This window comes from Bradyrhizobium sp. CCBAU 11386 (assembly GCF_028128955.1).
Lineage (GTDB): Bacteria > Pseudomonadota > Alphaproteobacteria > Rhizobiales > Xanthobacteraceae > Bradyrhizobium.
In genome coordinates, this window is the sequence record NZ_LBKA01000164.1 from 1 (window position 1) to 16272 (window position 16272).

The window sequence follows — 16272 nt, forward strand, 5'->3', positions numbered from 1 at the left end:
TCCTCGCGCGAGATCGCGGGCGTCCTCAACCTGCGCGGCCGCATCGTCACCGTGGTCGACATGCGCGCCCGTCTCGGCCTGCCGCGGCCGGAGGACGGCAAGGTGCCGATGGCGGTCGGTGTCGACCTGCGCGGCGAATCCTATGGCCTCTTGATCGACCAGATCGGCGAGGTGCTGCGCCTGCCCGAGGACGGCAAGGAAGAGAACCCCGTCAACCTCGACCCCCGCATGGCCAAGCTCGCCGGCGGCGTCCACCGCCTCGACGGCCAGCTCATGGTCGTCCTCGACGTCGATCGCGTCCTCGAGCTCGAAACCAAAGTGCAAATGGCTGCGTGAGCCAACGAAAACATCGAAGCCGGAGAACCGAAATGAAAACGTGTTTGGTGGTCGATGATTCCAGCGTGGTGCGCAAGATCGCGCGCCGGATCTTGGAAGGCCTCGAATTCGAGGTGACCGAGGCCGAGGACGGCTCGAAGGCGCTGGAGATCTGCCAGCGGCAACTGCCCGACGCGGTGCTGCTTGACTGGAACATGCCCGTGATGGACGGCTTCGAGTTCATGGGCCACATGCGCCGCCTGCCCGGCGGCGATCAGCCGAAGGTGGTGTTCTGCACCACCGAGAACAACGTGGCGCATATCGCCCAGGCGCTCAGCGGCGGCGCCAACGAGTACATCATGAAGCCCTTCGACAAAGACATTATCGCCGACAAGTTCGCTGAAGTCGGCTTGATCCCGGTCGGACAAGCCATGGTCTGAGTGTATCTGGCCCGAGTGTTTCGGCCAGAGTGTTTTCAGTACAGCTTTCGAGAGGCCATCCGTGACCCCGACCGAGTATGAGTATCTGCGCAAGTTCCTGAAGGACAATTCAGGTCTCGATCTGTCCGCAGACAAGCAATATCTGATCGAAAGCCGCCTCTTGCCGCTCGCCCGCAAGGCCGGGCTCTCCGGCATCCCCGAGCTCGTGCAGAAACTGCAAGGCGGCTCGCGCACGCTCATCACCGACGTGGTCGAAGCCATGACCACCAACGAGACCTTCTTCTTTCGCGACAAGATCCCGTTCGATCATTTCCGCGACACCATCATGCCCGAGATCATCAAGGCGCGAGCCGGCCGCCGCAGCGTGCGGATCTGGTGCGCCGCCGGCTCGACCGGGCAGGAGCCCTATTCGCTGGCGATGTGCCTGAAGGAGATGGGTGCGGCCCTCACCGGCTGGCGCGTCGAGATCATCGCGACCGACCTGTCGCAGGAAGTGCTGGAGAAGGCCAAGGCCGGCATCTACAGCCAGTTCGAGGTGCAGCGCGGCCTGCCGATCCAGATGCTGGTGAAATATTTCAAGCAGACCGGCGAGACCTGGCAGATCAATCCCGAATTGCGGGCGATGATCCAGCACCGCCAGCTCAACCTGCTGCACGATTTTGCCCAGCTCGGTACGTTCGACGTCATCTTCTGCCGCAACGTGCTGATCTATTTCGACCAGGAGACCAAGATCAACATCTTCAACCGGCTGGCGCGCCAGATCGAGCCCGACGGCTTCCTGGTGCTGGGGGCCGCCGAAACCGTGGTCGGACTGACCGATACGTTCAGGCCGATTCCCGACCGGCGCGGCCTCTACAAGCCGAATGATCCGCGTGCAGCCGCGGCCAAGCCGGCCCTCGCCGGCGCGGCGCCGCGCATGGCGGTGATGGCAGGACGATAGGCATGGCCGAGGATGGAAAAGGCGCGGAGCGCGTGACGTTCAGTCGCGGCTATGATGTCTGTATCATGGCCATCGACGGCACCTGGCGCCGCGACTGCAAGCTCAACGCCATTTCCGACACCGACGCCATCCTCACGGTTGAAGGCTCGATCCAGGGGCTGAACCTGAAAGAGTTCTTCCTGCTGTTGTCGTCCACGGGCCTTGCCTACCGCCGCTGCGAACTGGTGCGCGTCAACGGTGCCGAAATGGACATCCAGTTCCTGCGCGGCAAGAACCGGAAGAAGCGCGGCGCGGCCGGCGGCCACGACGCGGCAGCCTGACCGGCGCGTGGCGGCGCCAGCGCTTTCCGCCACGTTGCTTTACATTTGTTGAAACATCCGGACGAATTTGCCGCGGCGGCTTTACGTGGTCTAAGCGCGCGCCGTGTATCCATTGCCCGTCTCTATCTCAGGAATACGGCAATGCCCAGAAGTTCCCTCTCCCCCATCCCGTCAAACCTGCCCGACGTCGCCGAGCGGCGTGCGCTCCAACTCCTGGTGGTCGATGACGACGCCACGCAGCGCAGCCTGATCACGGTCGCCGCCAAGCAGGCCGGCCACGAAGTCACCGTGGCGCCGTCCGTGGCGGAAGCGATCGAGAAGCTCCGCGCCGCGCGCTTCGACTGCGTGACGCTCGATCTCGTGCTGGAGGATGGCGACGGCATCGACGTGCTGCGCGAGATGGCGAAGGCGAAATTCGCCGGTGCCGTGATCGTCATCAGCGGCATGGACGGCAAGCGCCGCAGCGCCGCCCGCAGCTTCGCCCGCTCTGTCGGGATCCAGCTCCAGGGCCTGCCGAAGCCGCTCGATCTGGCGGCCCTGCGCATCAGCCTCGCCAACCTCGGCAAGACCGCGATGGGGCTGCCGGCGATCCACACCTGGGGTGGTGTCGCCAGCGACGCGATCGTGGAACGGCACCGCACCTGACGCGCGGAGCTGCCATGCAATCGCGCGCAGCCGCCGCAGCGCCGATCGCGACCTATACCGGGTCGCCGGAATCCGACAGGTATTGAAGGGCGCGGCCAAGGCCCGCCCGGCAGACGTTGAGGGCGGCGCTCGCCGTGGCATAACGCGGCGTGACGTCGTCGAGCACCAAAATGTCGGTGGAACCCGCCTGATCGCTGGTGTCGTTCCGTTCCAGGCCTGCGTCGATCATGGCTGCGTCGATCAGGCGCATGCTGCTCTCGATCTGCGCGATCAGGCAGCGAAGGTCGGCCGCGATCAACTGACGGCTGTCGGCCTCGGGCGTCGTGACGAGAAGTGGCGTGCCAGCCGAATTTAGCATGGATATTCTCCGTCCCGTGCAATTAGGCGCCATGCCGCTACTTGTGCGTTAAGTCCATGTCCCGTACAAATACGGGTGGGCCGAATCCGCGCCGAACGCCATAACGGTTGGCGCGGACGCGAGTCCTCAATGCCGAATGGACTCTAATGCCAATTGGACATGGCACATGGCCGAACAAACCTCTCGCGGTGAAATCTTCGTAGTCGACGACGACCCCGCCGTTCGCGACACCTTGTCGATGGTGTTGAAGGCGGCGGGCTATGAGGTGATCTGTTTTGCGGACGGCGCAGCGCTGCTTTCCGTCGCGCGAAACCGCACACCGGCTGCGATCCTGCTCGACGTGCACATTCCCGGAAAGTCGGGTCTCGACATTCTGAATGAGTTGCACGGTGAGGATTATCCGGCGCCGATCTTCATGATCTCCGGGCAGGGCGACATCGCGATGGCGGTGGGCGCCATCAAGAGCGGTGCGCTCGACTTCATCGAGAAGCCGTTCCGCGGCAGCGAGATCGTCGGCCGGCTCGACGAGGCGATCGGCGCCTATGCACGCAGGCAGGCGGAGAACGCAGCGCCGAAATTCGGCTCGCTGCACTTCCCCGGACGCGAGCCGTTGACGCGGCGTGAGCGCGAGGTGCTCGAGCAGTTCGCCGCCGGTGCGTCCAACAAGGAAGCCGGCCGCACGCTCGGCATCAGCCCGCGCACCATCGAGGACCACCGCGCCAACATCATGAAGAAGCTCGGCGCGCGCAATGCCGCCGACCTGATCCGGATCGTGATGACCGCGGCGCAGCGCGCGTCGTAAGTCTTTCGGTTGAGCTTCGTAGCCCGGGTGAGCGAAGCGATACCCGGGAACACTGCCGCAGAGTCCCGGATGTCGCTTCGCTCATCCGGGCTACGGCACGGCGTGCTACCCCAGCAGCGCCTTGCGGATGATCCGCGCGAGATCCGATTTGCGGTAGGGCTTTGCGAGCAGCAGAACGCCCGAATCCAGCCGGCCGTGATGGATGATCGCGTTCTCGGTATAGCCCGACGTGTAGACCACCCTGAGATCGGGGCGTGTCTTCATCAGCTCGTCGGCGAGCTGCCGTCCGTTCATCCTGCCGGGCATGATGACGTCGGTGAACAGCAAATCGAACGGCTTTCCGGCGGCGACGATTGCGAGCGCTTCCGCGGCGTTCGCAGCCTGCAAGGTGACGTAGCCCAGCGCATGCAGTTGCGCCAGCACGTAGTCGCGCACCAGCCGGTCGTCCTCGACCACCAGGATCGTCTCGTGTCCGCCCTCGATCGTCGCGGGGATCACACCGTCGCCGACCGCCGTCGCCGTCTTGCCGGGCGGCAGGTACATCTTGATCGTGGTGCCGTGGCCTTCCTCGCTGTAGATCTTGATGTGGCCCGCGGACTGCTTGATGAAGCCGTACACCATCGAAAGCCCGAGTCCGGTGCCCTTGCCCGGTCCCTTCGAGGTGAAGAAGGGGTCGAACACCCTGGCCAGCATGTTGGATGGAATGCCGGTTCCGGTGTCGCTCACGGCGATCAGCACGTAGTGGCCGGGGCGGACGTCGTTGACGCTGGCATAGGCCTCGTCGAGATAGGCGGCGCCCGTCTCCACGATCAGCTTGCCGCCGCCGGGCATGGCGTCGCGGGCATTGAGCGCGAGGTTGAGGATCGCCGTGGTAAGCTGGTTGGGATCGACGATCGCAACGCAGCTCTCCTCCTCGAACACGGATTCGATCTGGATCTGCTCGCCCAGCGTCGGCCGCAGCAGCTTTGCGGTGTCGACGATCAGCGAGTTGATGTCGATCTCGCGCGGCTGGAGCGGCTGCTTGCGCGCGAACGCGAGCAGGTGCTGGGTCAGCTCGGCGCCGCGTCCGGCGGCCTCGTCGATCATCCTGGTGATCGCCGCAAGCTCGGGCTCCTTGGCCACCGCGTCGCTGAGGATCTCGATCGTCCCGGTGATCACCGTGAGGATGTTGTTGAAGTCGTGCGCCACGCCGCCGGTGAGCTGGCCGACCGCTTCCATCTTCTCGGCGTGGCGGATGCGCTCCTCGGACGCGATCTTGTCGGTGAGGTCACGGTAGAAGACGTTGAACAGAATGCCCTCGCGGCGCTTCAGCGCCGTGACGCTCAGCTCGGCCTTGAATTCCTTGCCGTCGCGACGGCGAACCATGAGCTCGCGGCGGCGGTTGAGCCTCCGGCCATCCGCGGACTCCAGGAAGTGCGCGAGGCCGACCGTGACCCGCCGGCGCTCACTCTGTGCGACGATCAGATCGACCGCATTCCGGCCCAGCGCCTCGTCGCGGCGCCAGCCGAACAGCTCTTCGGCCCGCGAGCTCCAGTTCAGGATGATGCTGCGGTCGTCGGTCTGGACGAAGGCGTCGAGCGCGGTCTCGACGATGTTGCGGGCCAGCTGCTCGCTTTCGCGCAAGGACTCCTCGGCGAGCCTCGCCTCGGTCATGTCGCGCCCGACGAAGAAGTAGCGCTTGGCCTGATCGGACCAGTTGCCGAGCCAGGACAGCCAGATCTCGCGTCCGTCCTTGTGGAGGCAGCGGGTGTCGGCGAGCTTCGGGTGCCCGCCGCGCCTGAGCGCGCGCATTTCCTCGCGGGATTGATCGAGATGGGCCGGGTGGATGAAATCGACGCCGCTGTAGCCGATCATGTCATCGGGCCGGTAGCCGAGAATGGCCTCGCAGCTCGGGCTGATCTGCACGATATGGCCCCGCGAATCCATGATCATGATCAGGTCCTGCGAGGCGTCGAAAAGCTGCCGCCGCTCCTCGAGCTGCTGCTGTAGCGCCCGCTCGGTCCGTCGTGCCTCGGTGAGGCTGCGCGCCGAGCCCGAGGCGCCGATGATCTCGCCGGAGGGACCCCTGATCGGCGAGAGGCTCACCGAGATTTCGACCGGGCTGCCATCCTTGCGCAGGCGCACGGTTTCGAAATGTTCGATCCGCTCCCCCCTCGCAATCCGCCGAAGATAGTCCTTGCCCTCTTCGCGGCGAGCCGGCGGAAGGAGGATCGACGTCGGCTGTCCGATCGCTTCCTCGGCCGAATAGCCGTAGAGGCGTTCGGCTGCCGCGTTCCAGCCGATGATGATGCCGTCGAGCGTTTGCAGGACGATCGAATCGTCGGAGGATTGGACCGCCGCGCTGAACAGGCTTTCGCGGACGGCGAGCTGATCGCGGACGGCCTCGGTGCGACGCCGCTCCTCGACCTCGTGTTCCAGTGCCGACGTCTTTGCCTTCATCTCCTCGACCATGTGGGCAAAGGCCCGCGCCAGCACACCCGTCTCGCCGCTTGCGTCGACGGGAATGTCCGCTGGCCGTCCGCTGCCGATTGCCTCCACGGCCGCAGTCAGGCGCCCGATCGGGCGAGTCAGGGAGCGTGCCAGCAGCACCGCGAGCGAAGCCGCGGCGAGGACGGACAGCAAGCCGACGAGCAAGGACGTTTTCTGAATGGCGGCCGGCACGCGGCCAAAGACGGACGGGGGAATGGTCACGATGATTGCGACCCATTCCTTGCCCGCAAGCAGCGCAGGTGCGATCGCCGCGCCGCTCGGCCGGCCCGATCCATCGGTCGTGAGCTGCGTGGATACTCCCGGCGAGCCTGCCAGGGCCGAGAAAAATGGAAAATCATTGCGCCAGTTGGTGGGGTGGCCGCGCAATGAGCCGAATTCTCGCGTCTGATCGGGATGAACCAGATAATCGCCGCGCGAATTCACGACGTAGATCTCGCCCCCCGAGCTCGTCGTCGAGCGAATGCGGTCGAGTGCCTGACGCATGTCGACATTGGCGATGATGATGCCGAACGGCTTGCCGTCCGGCGTGAACAGCGGCGTCGCTGCCCGCAGAGTCGGAGTGTGCAAGGCCGTGGTCCCCCCCTGGCGGGTCGCGAGGTCGATCGGCGACACATAAATCTCGCCGGGCGCCAGTCGTATCGTTTCCTGAAAGTAGGTTCGTTCGCTTTTGCGCTCCAGTTCGCTGCTGGGGACGATCCGTACTGCTCCGTTCGGGCCGGAGCGATCGACGCGGACCAGTTCGCGCTGGTCGTCGTCAAGACCGATGATTCGAAACTGCCCGTAGCTGGGTTTGGCCTCGATCTCGGCCGCGAGCCGCGCCGCGATGCGCTCGCGCCAGGTCTGCTCCGAAACGCCGTCAAGAGCGTCGATTCCTCCGCCGAGGTGAGCCCGGATCAGGCCGTTGATTGCCGCGGCGGAGCGATAGCCGACCAGATCGCCGCGAACTCCGGCGACGTAGGATTCAAGATTGGTGGCCAGCAGGCGCGACTGGGCTTCGACCCGCTCCAGGACCCGCGGAATGACCGCTTGCGTGATGTTGCGATAGCCCAGCCAACCGACTGCGGTCACGGTGGCCGCCACCAGCAGGATCATCGCGATGGCCAGCCGCGTTGCGAGGGTCATGGAGATATTCGCAGGGGTTCCCGGATGACCGCGCCTGTCCTGGCCTGGAGCAGAGGAAGTGCCCGCGTCATCGGCGGCCGGTACTGACATCGGGACCCTCCGGCCTGGCCGCGTCGAGGCAGCCGTTGACCGCGGCGAGCAGCGCGTCTGCCCGGAACGGTTTCTGAAGGCTTGCCACTGCGCCGAGCTTGGTCGCCATCTTCAGGAAATCCGGCTCCGCATAGGCGTCCGGCGTGATCGATCGGCCGGAAATGACGATGATCGGAATCGCCGGCTGCTGCGCCCGGATGTGGCGCATCGTCTCCAGCCCGTCCATGCCGGGCATGAAGATGTCGAGAAACAGGAGGTCGAATTGGCTGGCCTCGAACAGCGCAAGTCCCTTGTGGCCGTCGCCGGCGACGGTGACGTGATGACCGGCCCTCTCCAGAAGCAGCCGGATCGTGATCTGCACGGCCGGGTCGTCATCCACGATCAGGATGTTGGCCACGTCTGAAGTCCTCCGGGTCGGCTGGGACTTTCCAGCGACCGCAAATCAAAGCATCAAACACGAAATTGTTGCGCGGATTCTGTCCGCCCCGCAAGCGCCTTGCGTTTGGTGCGGTCGACCCGGCCGGCGCGCAAAGGGGGGCAATGCCCTTGCAGCTCGTACGCACCCTTACGTGCATATGGATGCAGTATGCTGCTCCCGAACGCCGTAACTCGTTCAGAAACAGGAGATATTTTTCTCGCCGTAGTTGTACGGAACCCGGATTTCACCATGGGTTAAAGACGAGTGACTACAATCCCTGATAGTTTCGGTACTCCGTATTTTTGCATGTCATTGCTCACATTCTGGCGTCCGCCCACGCCGACCGATCAACCGACCACCAGCACGAGAACCTTTTCATGTTCAAATCGATTGCGAACACCGGAATTCGGACCCGGCTGCTCGGCGGCTTTGCGCTGATCTGTGGCCTGCTCGCCGCGACCGTGATCTACACCGTCGCCGCCGTCTCGGACATCTCGTCGCGGATCAAGACGGTCGTGGATCTGCGAGCGCCGGTCGCGGTCGCAAGCACGGAGCTCGTCGGCAATCTCTACTCCACGCTCTCGGTGCTGCGCGGCTATCTGCTGACCGGCGATGCGCAGGGCAAGCGTGACCGGGCGGCGGTCTGGGCCGACCTGGATCGCACCGCCGCCGCGGTCGACCGCATGGCGGAGGGGTTTTCCAACCCGCAGAACAAGACCAACTGGAGCGAAGCCAGGGCGCTGATCGCGGAATTCCGCCAGGCCCAGGACAAGGCCGAGCTCGCCGCCTTCACCCCGTCGGCCTATCCGGCGAGCGATCTCCTGGCCAAGGAGGCGGCGCCGCTGATCGCGACCATGTTCGCCGAGATCACCGCGATGATCGACGAGGAGGAGGCGCTGGAGGCGAGCCCGCAGCGCAAGCGCCTGCTCAAGACCTTCGCCGACGTGCGCGGCAATCTTGCCGCCGCGGGATCGCAATTGCGGCTCTACGTCGCCTCGGGCGAGGTGGCCGACCGCGACAAGTTCGAAAAGCCGCTTGCGACCTTCAGGGCCGCGCTCGCATCCGTCGGGACCCAGGCGGATCTGCTCACCGAAAGGCAGGCGATCGCCTACCGGGCCATCGCCAGGGCGAACGAGGCCTTCACGCCGCTGCCGCAGAAGATCTTCGCGATCCGCCAGACGCCGCAATGGAACATGCCGGTCTTCATCCTGTCCACCGAGGCCGCTCCGCGTGCGGCCCGGATCCTCGAGCTTCTCGACGGCAGGAAGGACGCCGAGGGCAAGCGTGCGGGCGGCCTCAAGAGTGACCAGCAGTCCAAGCTTGCCGAGGACGCCCGCAGCGTGGCCGACGAGGTCGAGAGACTGCTTCTGCTGCAATGGATCCTGCTCGCCGCGGGGCTGGCGCTCGGAACGGCGATTGCGATCCTGGTCGCGCGCTCCATCACCCGTCCGATCGTCGAGCTGGTGGGCGATTCCGCGCGCCTGTCCGGCGGCGACACCAGTGTCGAATTCAGGACGGCCGAGCGCGGCGACGAGATCGGGGTCGTCTCGCAGGCGGTGGCCAAATTCCGCGACAATGTGATCGCCCAGCAGCAGGCAGCGGCAGGGCTCGCGCGCGAAGCGGAGGCGCGCGAGGCGGCCAACCGCAACATGGAGAGCGCGGTCGAGGAGTTTCGTGCAACCTCGCGCGACCTGCTCGCGCTGGTCGGCGAGAATGCAGGGACCATGCGGCAGACCGCGGAGAGCCTCGGCGGCATCGCGAACCATGCGACGAGCCAGGCCGCTTCCGCGGCGAGCGCCTCCGAGCAGACGGCGGTCAACGTCCAGACCGTCGCCGCGGCGGCCGAGCAGCTTGCGAGCTCCATCGTCGAGATCGGCCGGCAGATCGAACTGTCGAACAAGACCGTGCGGTCCGCAGGCGAGGTGACCGCGCGCTCGGAGGCCGAGATCGAAGGTCTCGCGCACGCCGCCCAGAGCATCAGCTCGGTGGTCGACCTGATCCAGGCGATCGCGGCCCAGACCAATCTCCTGGCGCTCAACGCCACCATCGAGGCCGCGCGCGCCGGTGAGTCCGGCCGCGGCTTTGCGGTGGTGGCCTCCGAGGTCAAGGCGCTGGCCGACCAGACCCGCAATGCGACCCAGGATATCGTCCAGCACATCGCCGCGATCCAGAACTCGACCGGCAGCGCAGTCGCCTCCGTCAAGGAGGTCGCAACCGCCATGCGCCGGATCGACGAGGTGACCGCGGCGATTGCCAGCGCCGTGGAGGAGCAGGGCGCGGCGACGCGGGAGATCTCGCAGAACGTCCAGATGGCGGCGTCGGGAACGCAGACGCTCGCCACCAGCATCGGGACCGTCTCCGGCGCCATCGCGGAAACCAACCGCTCGGCCGACGACGTGATGGGGGCCGCGAACCACGTTGCGGGCGCGGCCGAACGCCTCGCGGCCGAGGTGCAGGCCTTCTTCGTCAAGCTGCGCAGCGATCCGATGGACCGCCGCAGGAGCGATGATGCCGATTATCGCGGGCCGGAGCGGCGCAACCGCAGCAACGCGGCCTGACTAGTCCGTCAGGTATTCGGGATAGAGGCTCCAGATCTTGTCGAGCTCGCTGAGCGTGCCCGACAGATGCTTGCGCAGATGCTGTTGCGCGGCATCGGCGTCCCCGGCCTCGATCGCGCGCGTGATCAGTCTGTGGTGGCGCACGATGTTCTGGGCCTTGCCGGGCGAGGGCAGGTGCAGCCGGCGCAGCCGGTCGATATGTCCGCTGCGGCTGCGCACCAGCGTCCACAGATCCTGCTTGCCGGCGGCGGCGTAGAGCTGGGCGTGGAAGTCGTTGTCGCCGGCCATGAACGCCTCGAAGTCGCCGGCTTTCGCGAATTGCTGCTGGAGTGCGATGGCGTGGTCGAGGCGGAGAATCAGGGCTGCATCATGCTTTTCCGCGAGCAGCCGCACGATCTCGAGCTCCAGCGCCTGACGCAGGAAATGCGCCTGCTGGGCGCGGCTGATGTCGATCCGGCTGACCACGGTCGCGTGCTGTGGAAAGACGTCGACCAGGCCCTCTTCCTCGAGCCGCATCAAGGCATCGCGCACCGGCGTTGAGCTGACGCCGAACTGGCCGGCGAGCTCGGCGCGTGACAGCGCCGCGCCCGGCGGCAACTCCAGGGCGATGATCGCATTGCGCAATCGTTCGAACACCTGCGGCGCAGCCTGACGGGCGCGGTCGAGCCGCGTGGCGGGTGGTACGGCCGCGCGCGGCGCGGTGTGGGCTGCGTCCATGTCGGGTCCCGCGGGCTTGCCTTTGATGCACTAATATATTAGTGCATCAGCAGGGTCAACGCAGCTCGACGCGCACCCGGAGGGAACACACAACAATGATGATGCATCTTCGTAGCAAGCTTGCGGCTGCCACCCTGATCGCCGCAACCGCCCTCTCGGTGTCCGCGGCGCAGGCGCAGCAGAAGTCCGAGATCTCGCTGTCGCGCCAGCCCGGCATTTTCTACATGCCGAGCCACATCATGGAGAAGCAGAAGCTGATCGAGAAGCATGCTGCCTCGCTCGGTGTGCCCGGCGTCACCACCAACGTGATGGGTGGCCCGCTCAGCCAGGCGCAATTCTTCACCACGACCAAATTCGCCGACGCCAATCCCAAGATCATCCAGGCGGTGCGCGACGCGACCAAGGAAGCGCAGGATCTGATCCGTAGCGACACCAAGCAGGCTGTCGAGATCTACAAGGAAATCACCGGCGACAAGACCTCGGTGGAAGAGCTGCTCGATTTCCTGAAGGAGCCCGGCATGATGGAGTGGAATCTCGAGCCGCAGGGTACGATGAAGTTCGCCGCCCATCTCTACAAGACCGGCACGCTGAAGACGCAGCCCAAGGCCTGGACCGACTATTATCTCCCCGTCGCGCACGACCTGAAGGGCAACTGATGGCGCTGCTCGATGTCAGCGGCGTGACGCTGCGCTACAAGACCTCCAGCGCCGTCGTCACCGCCACCGAGAGGGTCAGCTTCACCGTCGACAAGTCCGACCGCTTCGTGCTGCTCGGGCCGTCCGGCTGTGGCAAGTCGACCCTGCTCAAGGCCGTCGGCGGCTACATGAATCCGAGCGAAGGCCGCATGAGCATCAACGATCGCGAGATCCACGGTCCCGGCGCCGACCGCATGATGATCTTCCAGGAGTTCGACCAGCTGCTGCCCTGGAAGACCGTGCTCGCCAACGTGATGTTTCCGCTGCTCACTGCGCGAAAGCTGCCGCGCAAGGATGCCGAGGCACGCGCGCGGGCCTATATCGAGAAAGTCGGCCTCACCCGCGTCGTCGATGCCTATCCGCATACGCTGTCCGGCGGCATGAAGCAGCGCGTCGCGATCGCGCGCGGCATGGCGATGGAGCCGGACATCCTGCTGATGGACGAGCCGTTCGCGGCGCTGGACGCGCTGACGCGCCGGACCTGCCAGGACGAGCTGCTCCAGCTCTGGAGCGAGACCAGGTTCACCGTGCTGTTCGTGACCCATTCGATCGCGGAAGCAATCCGCATCGGCAACCGTATCCTCTTGCTGTCGCCGCATCCCGGCCGCGTCAAGGCCGAGGTGGTCGATGTCGACAAGGTCTCGGGCGCGGACGGCAGCGCCGGCCGGCTGGAGAAGGAGATCCACGATCTCCTGTTCGCCGCCGAAGCCACGGCGCATTGAGGGAGCCTCTAACATGGGCGAAGCGAGAATATTGCTGCGTGACACGTCGGTCGTCACGGTCGGCGGCGCAGGCGAGGTCGAGCGCAAGCTGAGCGTTCTGGAGCTGTTGTGGAACGACGGTTTTGTTCGCAAGACCGTCATCATCCTGTTCCTGGCGGCGGTCTGGGAGGCCTATGGCGTTGCCCTTGACAATCCCCTGCTGTTTCCGACGCTGCACGACACGATCGTCACGATGTTCGAGCGCGTGAAGGACGGCACCATTCCTATGCGGGCCTGGGCGTCGCTCAAAGTGCTGTTCATGGGCTATTCGGCCGGCATCGTGCTCGCTGCGATCTTCACCGTGCTTGCGATCTCGACCCGGATCGGCACCGATTTCCTGGAAACGGTCACGGCGATGTTCAATCCGCTGCCGGCGATCGCGCTGCTGCCGCTGGCGCTGATCTGGTTCGGACTCGGCAATGGCAGCCTCGTCTTCGTGCTGATTCATTCGGTGCTGTGGCCGGTCGCGCTCAATACCCATTCCGGCTTCAAGAGCGTCTCCAACACGCTGCGCATGGTCGGCCGCAATTACGGCCTGCGCGGGCTGCCCTATGTCGCAAAGATCCTGATTCCCGCCGCCTTCGGCTCGATCCTCACCGGTCTCAAGATCGGCTGGGCCTTCGCCTGGCGCACGCTGATCGCGGCCGAGCTGGTGTTCGGCGTGTCCTCGGGCCAGGGCGGGCTCGGCTGGTTCATCTTCGAGAACCGCAACCTCCTCGACATACCCGCCGTCTTCGCAGGCCTCTTGACGGTGATTATCATCGGGCTCTTTGTCGAGAACCTGATCTTCCGCGCCATCGAGCGGAACACGGTCCAGAAATGGGGCACCCAATCATGACCAAGAAGAAAAAAACACCCGACCAGCTCCGCAGCGCGCGCTGGTTCGCGGCCGACGACCTGCGCTCGTTCGGCCACCGCTCCCGCACCATGCAGATGGGCTACGCCCCCGAGGAGTGGAAGGACCGTCCGATCATCGCGATCCTCAACACCTGGTCGGACGCGCAGCCCTGCCACATGCACTTCAAGTCGCGCGTCGACGACGTCAAGCGCGGCATCCTGATGGCCGGTGGCTTGCCGCTGGAGCTGCCGGCGCTGTCATTGTCGGAATCGCTGCTGAAACCGACCACGATGCTCTATCGCAATCTGCTGGCGATGGATGCCGAGGAGCTGCTGCGCAGCCATCCCGTCGACGGCGTGGTGCTGATGGGCGGCTGCGACAAGACCACGCCGGCGCTGCTGTTAGGGGCCACCTCGATGAACATTCCGGCGATCTATCTGCCGGCAGGTCCCATGCTGCGCGGAAACTGGAAGGGCAAGACGCTCGGCTCCGGCTCGGACGGCTGGAAATACTGGGACGAGCGGCGCGCCGGGAAAATCTCCGACAAGGACTGGCTCGACATCGAAGCCGGCATCGCCCGCAGCTACGGCACCTGCATGACCATGGGCACCGCCTCGACCATGACCGCGATCGCCGAGGCCATCGGCATGACGCTGCCCGGCGCCTCCTCGATTCCGGCGGCGGACGCCAACCACATCCGCATGGCCAGCGAATGCGGCCGCCGCATCGTCGAGATGGTGTGGGAGGATTTGACGCCGAAGAGGATCCAGACCCGCAAGGCGTTCGAGAACGCGATTGCGGTCGCGATGGCGATGGGGTGCTCCACCAACGCGATCATCCATCTGATCGCGCAGGCTCGCCGTGCCGGCCAGGACATTGGGCTCGACGATTTCGAGATCGCGAGCCGCAAGGTGCCTGTCATCGCCAACGTGCGGCCGAGTGGCGACGCCTATCTGATGGAGGACTTCTTCTATGCCGGCGGCCTGCCGGCGCTGATGGGCCAGATCAAGCCGCATCTGCATCTCGACTGCATCACCGTCACCGGAAAGTCTCTGGGTGAGAACATCGCCGATGCCGAGGTGCACAATGACGACGTGATCCGCTCGGTCGACAATCCCATCTACAAGGAAGGCGCGCTCGCCGTGCTCAAGGGCAACCTCGCGCCCGACGGCTGCGTCATCAAGCCCTCCGCCTGCGCGCCGCGCTTCCTCAAGCACACCGGACCCGCGCTGGTGTTCGACGATTATCCGTCGATGAAGAAGGCGGTCGACGATCCCAATCTGGACGTCACCGAGGACCACATCCTGATCCTGCGCAATGCGGGGCCGCAGGGTGGGCCTGGCATGCCGGAATGGGGCATGCTGCCGATCCCGACCAAGCTCGTGAAGCAGGGCGTGCGCGACATGGTGCGCATCTCGGACGCGCGCATGAGCGGCACCAGCTACGGGGCCTGCATCCTGCACGTTTCACCGGAGTCCTACATCGGCGGCCCGCTGGCCCTGGTGCAGAACGGTGATCGCATCACCCTCGACGTTGCCGCGCGCACCATCAATCTCGATGTGAGCGAAGCCGAGCTCGCAAAGCGCCGCGCCGCCTGGAAGGCGCCCGAGCGCCGCTTCGAGCGCGGCTATGGCTGGATGTTCACAAAACACATCAAGCAGGCCAATGACGGCTGCGACTTCGACTTCCTGGAGACCGATTTCGGCGCGCCGATCGGCGAGCCGTCGATTTATTGACGCCGTCGTTCCGGGGCGCTGCGCCGGGACCGCGAAGCGCGGCCCGGAGCATCGAACCCGGAACCCATTTCACCACAGCGCCTGGGGCCCGATGGATTCCGGGTTCGCGCTGCGCGCGCCCCGGAATGACGATCAGAGAGAGTATGAAATGACCAAACTTTCCGAAGCCACCCGCAACAAGCTCAAATCCGTCTCCACCGCCACCGTCGCCACCGCCTTGTTCAAGCGCGGCCTGCGCATCCAGATGATCCAGGATGTGCATCCTCTCGGAGCCGACCAGCCGACCATGGTCGGCGAGGCCTTCACGCTGCGCTACATGCCGGCGCGCGAGGATCTCAACACCATTGATGTGTTCAAGGACCGCTCGCATCCGCAGCGCAAGGCGGTCGAGGATTGCCCGCCGGGCGCCGTACTGGTGATGGACAGCCGCAAGGACGCGCGCGCGGCCTCGGCCGGCGCGATCCTGGTGACGCGGCTGATGAAGCGCGGCGTCGCCGGCGTCGTCACCGACGGCGGCTTTCGCGATTCCGCCGAGATCGCCAAGCTCGGCATCCCCGCCTACCACCATCGTCCCTCAGCGCCGACGAACCTCACGCTGCATCAGGCGATCGAGATCAACGTGCCGATCGGCTGCGGCGACGCGCCGGTGTTCCCCGGCGACGTCATCCTCGGCGATGCCGACGGCGTCATCGTCATCCCCGCGCATCTGGCCGACGAGATCGCCAACGAGACCTTCGAGATGACGGCGTTCGAGGACTTCGTCACCGAGGAAGTCGGCAAGGGCCGCGGCATCTTCGGTCTCTATCCCGCCACCGATCCGCAGACGCTCACCGATTTTGCGGCGTGGCGGAAGGCGAATGGGCGATAGTTGAACAGTCGGTGGCGCCACAACACCAGCGTCGTCCCGGCGAAGGCCGGAACCCATAACTCCAGGGAGTAGTTTGGCGGAGGCTGGTGGTTAAGGGCCCTCCCGCGGTATTAGCATCGGCGCTTCACCGATAGATCACGCGGTATGGGTCCTGGCTTT

16 protein-coding genes are annotated in these 16272 nt (G+C 65.4%); 12 read left to right on the top strand and 4 right to left on the bottom strand.

Annotation, left to right across the window (positions count from 1 at the left end; all coding sequences use genetic code 11):
• The 5 genes from XI09_RS10580 to XI09_RS10600 form a co-directional block, all read left to right on the top strand.
• Window positions 1-336 (top strand): chemotaxis protein CheW (locus XI09_RS10580; RefSeq protein ID WP_271566778.1); only part of this gene is annotated, 336 nt, incomplete at its 5' end.
• A gap of 32 nt (window positions 337-368) precedes the next feature.
• Window positions 369-755, top strand: a complete 387-nt coding sequence (locus XI09_RS10585; RefSeq protein ID WP_018321619.1) for a response regulator — start codon at window positions 369-371, stop codon at window positions 753-755.
• Window positions 756-816: 61 nt separating this feature from the next.
• Window positions 817-1695, top strand: a complete 879-nt coding sequence (locus tag XI09_RS10590) for a CheR family methyltransferase (RefSeq protein WP_271566779.1) — start codon at window positions 817-819, stop codon at window positions 1693-1695.
• Between the two features lie 2 nt (window positions 1696-1697).
• Window positions 1698-2015 (top strand): hypothetical protein, encoded by a 318-nt coding sequence (locus XI09_RS10595; RefSeq protein ID WP_011083221.1) that lies wholly within the window; start codon window positions 1698-1700, stop codon window positions 2013-2015.
• Window positions 2016-2156: 141 nt separating this feature from the next.
• On the top strand, window positions 2157-2660 hold the full coding sequence (locus tag XI09_RS10600) for a response regulator (RefSeq protein WP_271566780.1): 504 nt from the start codon (window positions 2157-2159) through the stop codon (window positions 2658-2660).
• Window positions 2661-2712: 52 nt separating this feature from the next.
• On the opposite strand, the gene XI09_RS10605 is transcribed toward XI09_RS10600, so the two are convergent.
• On the bottom strand, window positions 2713-3018 hold the full coding sequence (locus XI09_RS10605) for a hypothetical protein (RefSeq protein WP_271566781.1): 306 nt from the start codon (window positions 3016-3018) through the stop codon (window positions 2713-2715).
• A 166-nt stretch (window positions 3019-3184) separates the two neighbouring features.
• Here XI09_RS10605 and XI09_RS10610 point away from each other — a divergent pair, with 166 nt between their 5' ends.
• A complete protein-coding gene (locus tag XI09_RS10610; RefSeq protein WP_271566782.1) occupies window positions 3185-3820 on the top strand; it encodes a response regulator transcription factor in 636 nt (211 codons plus the stop codon).
• A 105-nt stretch (window positions 3821-3925) separates the two neighbouring features.
• Here the strand turns inward: XI09_RS10610 and XI09_RS10615 are convergent, their stop codons facing one another.
• Together XI09_RS10615 and XI09_RS10620 are read right to left on the bottom strand one after the other, a co-directional pair.
• Window positions 3926-7522 carry a PAS domain S-box protein gene (locus XI09_RS10615; RefSeq protein ID WP_271566783.1) on the bottom strand — a complete coding sequence of 1199 codons (3597 nt, stop codon included), beginning with the start codon at window positions 7520-7522 and terminating at the stop codon, window positions 3926-3928.
• Window positions 7500-7919: a response regulator gene (locus XI09_RS10620; RefSeq protein WP_271566784.1), complete on the bottom strand. Its 420-nt coding sequence runs from the start codon at window positions 7917-7919 to the stop codon at window positions 7500-7502. The genes XI09_RS10615 and XI09_RS10620 overlap by 23 nt, the downstream gene beginning before the upstream one ends.
• 398 nt (window positions 7920-8317) lie before the next feature.
• Here XI09_RS10620 and XI09_RS10625 point away from each other — a divergent pair, with 398 nt between their 5' ends.
• Window positions 8318-10498, top strand: a complete 2181-nt coding sequence (locus tag XI09_RS10625; protein WP_271566785.1) for a HAMP domain-containing methyl-accepting chemotaxis protein — start codon at window positions 8318-8320, stop codon at window positions 10496-10498.
• On the opposite strand, the gene XI09_RS10630 is transcribed toward XI09_RS10625, so the two are convergent.
• Window positions 10499-11215: a GntR family transcriptional regulator gene (locus XI09_RS10630; RefSeq protein ID WP_271566786.1), complete on the bottom strand. Its 717-nt coding sequence runs from the start codon at window positions 11213-11215 to the stop codon at window positions 10499-10501.
• Window positions 11216-11310: 95 nt separating this feature from the next.
• On the opposite strand from XI09_RS10630, the gene XI09_RS10635 reads away from it, so the two are divergent.
• The 5 genes from XI09_RS10635 to XI09_RS10655 all read left to right on the top strand — a co-directional run bounded on the left by XI09_RS10635 (window position 11311) and on the right by XI09_RS10655 (window position 16113).
• A complete protein-coding gene (locus XI09_RS10635; RefSeq protein ID WP_271566787.1) occupies window positions 11311-11871 on the top strand; it encodes a hypothetical protein in 561 nt (186 codons plus the stop codon).
• Window positions 11871-12632 (top strand): ABC transporter ATP-binding protein, encoded by a 762-nt coding sequence (locus tag XI09_RS10640; RefSeq protein ID WP_271566788.1) that lies wholly within the window; start codon window positions 11871-11873, stop codon window positions 12630-12632. Before XI09_RS10635 ends, XI09_RS10640 begins: the two co-directional genes overlap by 1 nt.
• A 13-nt stretch (window positions 12633-12645) precedes the next feature.
• Entirely contained in the window at window positions 12646-13509 is an 864-nt protein-coding gene (locus XI09_RS10645) for an ABC transporter permease (protein WP_271566789.1), read from the top strand.
• Window positions 13506-15245 (top strand): L-arabinonate dehydratase, encoded by a 1740-nt coding sequence (gene araD, locus XI09_RS10650; RefSeq protein WP_271566790.1) that lies wholly within the window; start codon window positions 13506-13508, stop codon window positions 15243-15245. The genes XI09_RS10645 and araD overlap by 4 nt, the downstream gene beginning before the upstream one ends.
• A 148-nt stretch (window positions 15246-15393) precedes the next feature.
• Window positions 15394-16113, top strand: a complete 720-nt coding sequence (locus XI09_RS10655) for a ribonuclease activity regulator RraA (RefSeq protein ID WP_270164775.1) — start codon at window positions 15394-15396, stop codon at window positions 16111-16113.
• The last annotated feature ends 159 nt before the right edge of the window (window positions 16114-16272 follow it).

Coding starts and splice junctions, on each gene's coding strand:
- XI09_RS10585 (WP_018321619.1), top strand. CDS start 369: ATGAAAACGTGTTTGGTGGTCGATGATTCCAGCGTGGTGCGCAAGATC.
- XI09_RS10625 (WP_271566785.1), top strand. CDS start 8,318: ATGTTCAAATCGATTGCGAACACCGGAATTCGGACCCGGCTGCTCGGC.
- XI09_RS10600 (WP_271566780.1), top strand. CDS start 2,157: ATGCCCAGAAGTTCCCTCTCCCCCATCCCGTCAAACCTGCCCGACGTC.
- XI09_RS10605 (WP_271566781.1), bottom strand. CDS start 3,018: ATGCTAAATTCGGCTGGCACGCCACTTCTCGTCACGACGCCCGAGGCC.
- XI09_RS10655 (WP_270164775.1), top strand. CDS start 15,394: ATGACCAAACTTTCCGAAGCCACCCGCAACAAGCTCAAATCCGTCTCC.
- araD (WP_271566790.1), top strand. CDS start 13,506: ATGACCAAGAAGAAAAAAACACCCGACCAGCTCCGCAGCGCGCGCTGG.
- XI09_RS10615 (WP_271566783.1), bottom strand. CDS start 7,522: ATGTCAGTACCGGCCGCCGATGACGCGGGCACTTCCTCTGCTCCAGGC.
- XI09_RS10630 (WP_271566786.1), bottom strand. CDS start 11,215: ATGGACGCAGCCCACACCGCGCCGCGCGCGGCCGTACCACCCGCCACG.
- XI09_RS10640 (WP_271566788.1), top strand. CDS start 11,871: ATGGCGCTGCTCGATGTCAGCGGCGTGACGCTGCGCTACAAGACCTCC.
- XI09_RS10645 (WP_271566789.1), top strand. CDS start 12,646: ATGGGCGAAGCGAGAATATTGCTGCGTGACACGTCGGTCGTCACGGTC.
- XI09_RS10610 (WP_271566782.1), top strand. CDS start 3,185: ATGGCCGAACAAACCTCTCGCGGTGAAATCTTCGTAGTCGACGACGAC.
- XI09_RS10595 (WP_011083221.1), top strand. CDS start 1,698: ATGGCCGAGGATGGAAAAGGCGCGGAGCGCGTGACGTTCAGTCGCGGC.
- XI09_RS10635 (WP_271566787.1), top strand. CDS start 11,311: ATGATGATGCATCTTCGTAGCAAGCTTGCGGCTGCCACCCTGATCGCC.